6 protein-coding genes are annotated in these 5,823 nt (G+C 70.4%); 5 read left to right on the forward strand and 1 reads right to left on the reverse strand.

Annotated features, from left to right (window positions below):
- The coding region (gene rsgA, locus PV363_RS03350; RefSeq protein ID WP_301021677.1) for a GTPase RsgA at nucleotides 1–751 on the reverse strand (751 nt) is incomplete at its 3' end.
- Nucleotides 752–805: 54 nt separating this feature from the next.
- Here rsgA and PV363_RS03355 point away from each other — a divergent pair.
- The 5 genes from PV363_RS03355 to PV363_RS03375 all read left to right on the forward strand — a co-directional run.
- Nucleotides 806–2,452: an acyl-CoA dehydrogenase family protein gene (locus tag PV363_RS03355; RefSeq protein WP_301021678.1), complete on the forward strand. Its 1,647-nt coding sequence runs from the start codon at nucleotides 806–808 to the stop codon at nucleotides 2,450–2,452.
- Between the two features lie 346 nt (nucleotides 2,453–2,798).
- Nucleotides 2,799–4,481 (forward strand): nitrite/sulfite reductase, encoded by a 1,683-nt coding sequence (locus PV363_RS03360; RefSeq protein ID WP_301021679.1) that lies wholly within the window; start codon nucleotides 2,799–2,801, stop codon nucleotides 4,479–4,481.
- Nucleotides 4,478–4,636 carry a hypothetical protein gene (locus tag PV363_RS03365; protein ID WP_220344516.1) on the forward strand — a complete coding sequence of 53 codons (159 nt, stop codon included), beginning with the start codon at nucleotides 4,478–4,480 and terminating at the stop codon, nucleotides 4,634–4,636. Before PV363_RS03360 ends, PV363_RS03365 begins: the two co-directional genes overlap by 4 nt.
- Nucleotides 4,633–5,358, forward strand: coding sequence for a phosphoadenylyl-sulfate reductase (locus PV363_RS03370; protein ID WP_220344514.1), 726 nt, complete (start codon nucleotides 4,633–4,635; stop codon nucleotides 5,356–5,358). The genes PV363_RS03365 and PV363_RS03370 overlap by 4 nt, the downstream gene beginning before the upstream one ends.
- A 46-nt stretch (nucleotides 5,359–5,404) precedes the next feature.
- Nucleotides 5,405–5,823: CbiX/SirB N-terminal domain-containing protein (locus PV363_RS03375; protein ID WP_301021680.1), on the forward strand; the 419-nt coding region annotated here is incomplete at its 3' end.

Genomic DNA, 5,823 nt, shown 5'->3' on the forward strand with positions numbered 1-5,823 from the left:
CGAACGCACCTGCCAGCCCATCTGGATCGGTGACTCCGACGCCACGCAGACCGGGTGTGTCCACGACCCAGCCGCCACCGGGGACCGCGACCAGCTCGCGCCAGACTGTGGTGTGCCGGCCCCGGCCGTCCGCTCGGATCGACGCCGTCTCGATCAGCTCCTCTCCGGCCAGCGCGTTCACCAGCGACGACTTCCCCGCGCCGGACGAGCCCACGAGGGCGAGCGTGGCACCGACCGGAACGAGCGCCGCGACCTCGGCGACCCCCTCCCCGGTCCTGATGCTGCAGACCATGACGTCGGCGCCGAGCTGCGTCGCGACGTCCTCGGCGACGTCGCCGGCATCCGGCGCGAGGTCGGCTTTGGTGAGCACGACACGCACGGACGCTCCGCTCGACCAGGCGACCACCAGCAACCGCTCGACCTTCTCCAAGGACGGCATCTGGTCGAGCGCGACGACGACCCCGACGGTGTCGACGTTGGCGGCGAGCGCCTGGCGCCGCGAAGACCCTCCCGGCTCCGCCCGCTCCAGCAGCGTCCGTCGGGGCTGGACCTCGACCACGGCACGGTCGTCGCCGTCCACGGCGACCGTGACCCAGTCGCCGACGCACGGAGCGTCCACCGGCTCGGAGACGGGGACGGCCACCCGCGCGGTCACCGCGTCACCGTGAGGCTCAAGAACCCGGACCTGTCCGCGGTCGACGCGGACCACCCGGCCGCTCCAGGCCGTCGCGCCGCCGTTCTGCGTCTCCATGAGCCTGACCGTACGAACGGCCTGCAGCGCGCGCGAACGATTTAAGGTGTCGCCATGGACCCGTTGCAGCGTGCCTCCACCAACCAGGCCGCCCCTCTCGTCGGCTACGACGCGGTGAGCTCCGACGCCGCGCTCGTCGCCGCGGTGCGCGCGTTCGCCGGTGACGACGCCCCGGCAGTCCTCTCGTCGCTGGAGCCCGTCGGACGGCTCGCCGGCTCGGCGGAGGCCCGCGAGCACGGGATGCTCGCCAACCAGAACGAGCCCGTCCACCACCCGGTCGACCGCTACGGCAACCGGGTGGACGAGATCGCGTTCCACCCGTCCTGGCACTGGATGATGAGGCAGGGGATCGGGTTCGGGCTGCACGCGACACCGTGGGTGAGCGACCAGCCCCAGCCGCACCTGCGGCGTGCTGCGGCGTACGTCGCGTGGACCCACAACGACCCGGGGCACGGCTGTCCGCTGACCATGACGTACGCCGCGGTCCCCGCGCTCCGCGCCGACGACGCGCAGGCCAAGCAGTGGACGGCACTGCTCGCCTCCACCTCGTACGACTTCGGGCTGCGCAACCCCGCGGAGAAGACGGGGATCCTCGCCGGGATGGGGATGACGGAGAAGCAAGGCGGCTCCGACGTCCGGACCAACGTCACGACGGCCACGCCGACGGCCGTCGACGGTGAGTACGTGCTGCACGGTCACAAGTGGTTCACGAGTGCTCCGATGAACGACCTCTTTCTGGTGCTTGCGCAGGCGCCGGGCGGACTCACCTGTTTCGTGGTGCCGCGGGTGCTCCCCGACGGGACGCGCAACCCGCTCCAGGTCGTCCGCCTCAAGGACAAGCTCGGCAACCGGTCCAACGCGTCCTCGGAGCTGGAGTTCGCCGGCACCTGGGGAGTCCGGCTCGGCGACGAGGGCCGCGGCGTCCGGACGATCATCGAGATGGTGGCCTCGACCCGCCTCGACTGCGTCCTGGGCTCGTCGGCGCTGATGCGCCGCTCGGTGGCGGAAGCCACGTGGCACGCCGCGCAGCGGTCCGCGTTCGGCGCGCCGCTGTCGCAGCAGCCGGCGATGCAGAACGTCCTCGCCGACCTCGCGATCGAGTCCGAGGCCGCGACGCTGCTCGGGCTCCGGCTGGCCGCGAGCGTGGAGAGGTCCGACGACGAGCACGAGAAGGCGCTGCGCCGGATCGCGCTGCCCCTCGCGAAGTTCTGGGTGTGCAAGCGCACGCCCTTCCACGTTGCGGAGGCGCTCGAGGTCCTCGGCGGCAACGGCTACGTCGAGGAGTCCGGCATGCCGCTGCTCTTCCGAGAGTCGCCGCTCAACTCGATCTGGGAGGGCAGCGGCAACGTGAACGCGCTCGACGTCCTCCGCGCCCTCCAGCGTGAGCCCCAGGCGCTCGAGGCGTGGTTGACCGAGATGGGTGCCGTACGGGGTTACGACCCGCGCGTCGACGGCATCGTGGACGACGTGCTGGTCGAGCTCGCCGATCTCGACGACGCCGAGTTCCGGGCCCGGCGCATCGCCGGTCAGATGGCGGTCGCGCTGCAGGCGTCTCTCCTCATCCGCCACAGCGATCCGGGGGTCTCCGACGCGTTCGTCGCCTCGCGGATCGGGGGCGACTGGGCGGGCGCCTTCGGGACGCTCCCCCGCGGGGTGGAGGCGGCCCGCATCGCCGAGCGGGCCACGCCCATCCTCGGCTGATCTCCGCCCCGTCATTTCGGTCACGCCGTTGGGTTAAGCCGTTGCCGCTGTGGTGCGGGTCACAAAGACCCCTGTCGATCCCTGCAACGGCGGGAGGAGAGACGGCAAAGTCTCATCATATGGATGAGGATCTCATTTTGTGAGATGAAGCGTTGCTCTCGACGGGGTACCCGGCGCAGACTGACGACCATGCTCACCGCGCAGACGACCCACCTGGCGGTACGCCGTCACGTGGACTTCGGTCGGATGCGCAGCATGATGTGTCGCTGCGGTTGATCGTCCCCGCCCCGGCCCTCTGACGCGCCGACTGACCATCGCACCCGAGCATTCTTCGACAGGACGCCACATGACCGCGACCACCGACGCCCCCGTGCGCGTCGCCCGCCCCCGCCGCGCCAAGGGCGACGGCCAGTGGGCCCTGGGATACCGCGAGCCGCTCAACGCCAACGAGCAGTCCAAGAAGGACGACAACCCGCACAACGTGCGAGCTCGCATCGAGAACATCTACGCCCACGGCGGGTTCGACTCGATCGACAAGGCCGACCTCCGGGGACGCTTCCGCTGGTGGGGCCTCTACACCCAGCGCAAGCCCGGCATCGACGGCGGCAAGACTGCCACGCTCGAGCCCGAAGAGCTCGAGGACTCCTTCTTCATGCTCCGCGTCCGCATCGACGGAGGCCAGCTCGACCTGCGCCAGCTGCGGACCATCGCCGGCATCTCGACCGAGTTCGGCCGTGACACCGCCGACCTGACAGACCGCCAGAACGTGCAGTACCACTGGATCCGCGTCGAGGACATGCCCGAGATCTGGGACCGGCTGGAGTCGGTCGGGCTCAGCACCCAGGAGGCCTGTGGCGACTGCCCTCGGGTCATCCTCGGCTCCCCCGTCGCCGGCATCGCCTCCGACGAGATCATCGACGGCACCTGGGCGGTCGAGGAGATCGAGCGCCGCTACATCGGTGACCCCGAGCTCTCCAACCTGCCCCGCAAGTTCAAGACCGCGATCAGCGGGCACCCGAGCCACGACGTCGTCCCGCAGATCAACGACGTCGCCTTCACGGGTGTCGTGCACCCCGATCACGGCCCAGGCTTCGACCTGCTCGTCGGAGGCGGCCTGTCGACCAACCCGATGCTCGCGCAGCGCCTCGGCGCGTGGGTCCCGCTCGAGGAGATCCCCGAGGTCTGGCACGGCATCGCGTCGGTCTTCCGTGACTACGGCTACCGGCGGCTCCGGACCCGCGCACGCATCAAGTTCCTCATCGCCGACTGGGGCCCGGAGAAGTTCCGCGACGTGCTCGAGAACGAGTACCTCAAGCGCAAGCTCGTCGACGGGCCCGAGGCGCCCGCACCTCGTACGCCCGGGGACCACGTCGGCGTCCACCGCCAGGTCGACGGCAGCTACTACGTCGGCGTCGCGCCGAAGGTCGGTCGCGTGACCGGCACGATCCTCTCCCGGCTCGCCGACGTCGTGGAGGCCCACGGGAGCAACCGGATCCGTACGACGGCCCAGCAGAAGCTGCTCGTCCTCGACGTCGCCCCCGACAAGGTCGACTCGTTGGTCGCCGAGCTGGCCGCGATCGGTCTGGAGGCGGACCCGTCGCCGTGGCGCCGCAACACGATGGCCTGCACGGGCATCGAGTTCTGCAAGCTCGCGATCGTCGACACCAAGAACCGCGCGGACCTCCTCATCGACGAGATGCAGCGCAGGATCCCCGAGCTCGACGAGCCGATCACCGTCAACGTCAACGGGTGCCCCAACTCCTGCGCCCGGATCCAGACCGCCGACATCGGTCTCAAGGGCCAGCTGGTGCTGGACGGCGGCCGACAGGTCGAAGGCTTCCAGGTCCACCTCGGCGGCGCCCTCGGCCTGACACCAGGCTTCGGGCGCAAGCTGCGTGCGCACAAGGTCACCGCGGAGGCGCTCCCCGACTACGTGGAGCGGGTCGTCCGCGGATACCTCGACCACCGCAGGGACGACGAGTCGTTCGCCGAGTGGGTCTCCCGAGCCGACGAGGAGCAGCTGCGATGAGCGGGCGCGCGGCTCCCTTCCACTGCCCCTACTGCGGCGACGAGGACCTGCGTCCTCACGGGACCCGTCACGGCGCCTGGGAGTGCCGCGCCTGCCTCCGCGCCTTCTCGCTCTCGTTCATCGGGTTGATCCCCGCGGGGGGTGACGTCGCATGACGCCCACCGCGATCCGTCACGACGTCCCTGCGCGGTCCACCGAAGAGCTCGAGGAGCTCGCCCGCATCGCCGGACCGGAGCTCGAGCTCGCACCGGCCGAGCTGATCCTGGAGTGGGCGGTCGAGCACTTCGGCGACCGCTTCTGCGTCACGTCGTCGATGGGTGACGCCGTCCTCGCCGACATCGCGAGCAAGGTCGCTCCGGGGCTCGACCTTGTGTTCCTCGACACCGGCTACCACTTCGCGGAGACCATCGGGACCCGCGACGCCGTCGAGGCCACCGTGCCGGTCAACCTGATCACCGTCACGCCCGTACAGAGCGTCGCGGAGCAGGACGCCGCGCACGGCAAGGACCTGTTCCGTACCGATCCCGACCTGTGCTGCGCGCTCCGCAAGGTCAAGCCTCTCGAGGAGGCCTTGGCCGGCTACGACGCATGGGCCACCGGACTGCGCCGGGACGAGACGCACAGCCGCGTCATCGCCCCTGTCGTGGGGTGGGACGGCCGCAAGGGCAAGGTCAAGGTCTCTCCGCTCGCACGCTGGACGGCCGACGACGTCGACCGCTACATCGCCGAGAACGGCGTCCTCGTCAACCCTCTGCAGTACGACGGATATCCCTCGATCGGGTGCTGGCCCTGCACCCGGCGTGTCGCTCCGGGCGACGACGCCCGTAGCGGACGCTGGGCCGGCACCGGCAAGAACGAGTGCGGCATCCACCTCTGATGCCGCACACCACTCTTCGACACCCTCTCGGAAGGAGGAATGCACCATGACCGCCCCTGCACTCGTCACTCTCGCTCACGGGAGCCGTGACCCCCGCTCGGCCGCAACCATCGCATCACTGACGGAGTTGGTCCGGTGCATGCGTCCGGACCTCCGCGTGGAGGAGTCCTACCTCGAGCTCTCCGAGCCGTCACCCCTCACGGTGATCGACCGGCTCGTCGCCGAGGGGCACGACGAGGTCGTTGTCGTCCCGCTCCTCCTGACCCACGCCCACCACGCCAGCGTCGACGTCCCCGCCGTCGTCGAGGCGGCGCGGCGTCGCCATCCTCACGTCCGGGTGCTCGCGACCGACGTCCTCGGCATCCACAAGAGCTTCCTCGGCGTGCTGGACCTCCGGTTGCGCGCGGCCCTTCGCGAGGCCCGAGCCACCGAGCTCGACGGCCTCGTGCTCGCAGCGGCCGGGTC

This window comes from Mumia sp. (genome assembly GCF_028803055.1).
Taxonomy (GTDB): Bacteria; Actinomycetota; Actinomycetes; order Propionibacteriales; family Nocardioidaceae; genus Mumia.

Excerpts from the sequence above, each read along its gene's own strand:
- PV363_RS03355 (WP_301021678.1), top strand. The coding sequence starts at position 806 with ATGGACCCGTTGCAGCGTGCCTCCACCAACCAGGCCGCCCCTCTCGTC.
- PV363_RS03360 (WP_301021679.1), top strand. The coding sequence starts at position 2,799 with ATGACCGCGACCACCGACGCCCCCGTGCGCGTCGCCCGCCCCCGCCGC.
- PV363_RS03365 (WP_220344516.1), top strand. The coding sequence starts at position 4,478 with ATGAGCGGGCGCGCGGCTCCCTTCCACTGCCCCTACTGCGGCGACGAG.
- PV363_RS03370 (WP_220344514.1), top strand. The coding sequence starts at position 4,633 with ATGACGCCCACCGCGATCCGTCACGACGTCCCTGCGCGGTCCACCGAA.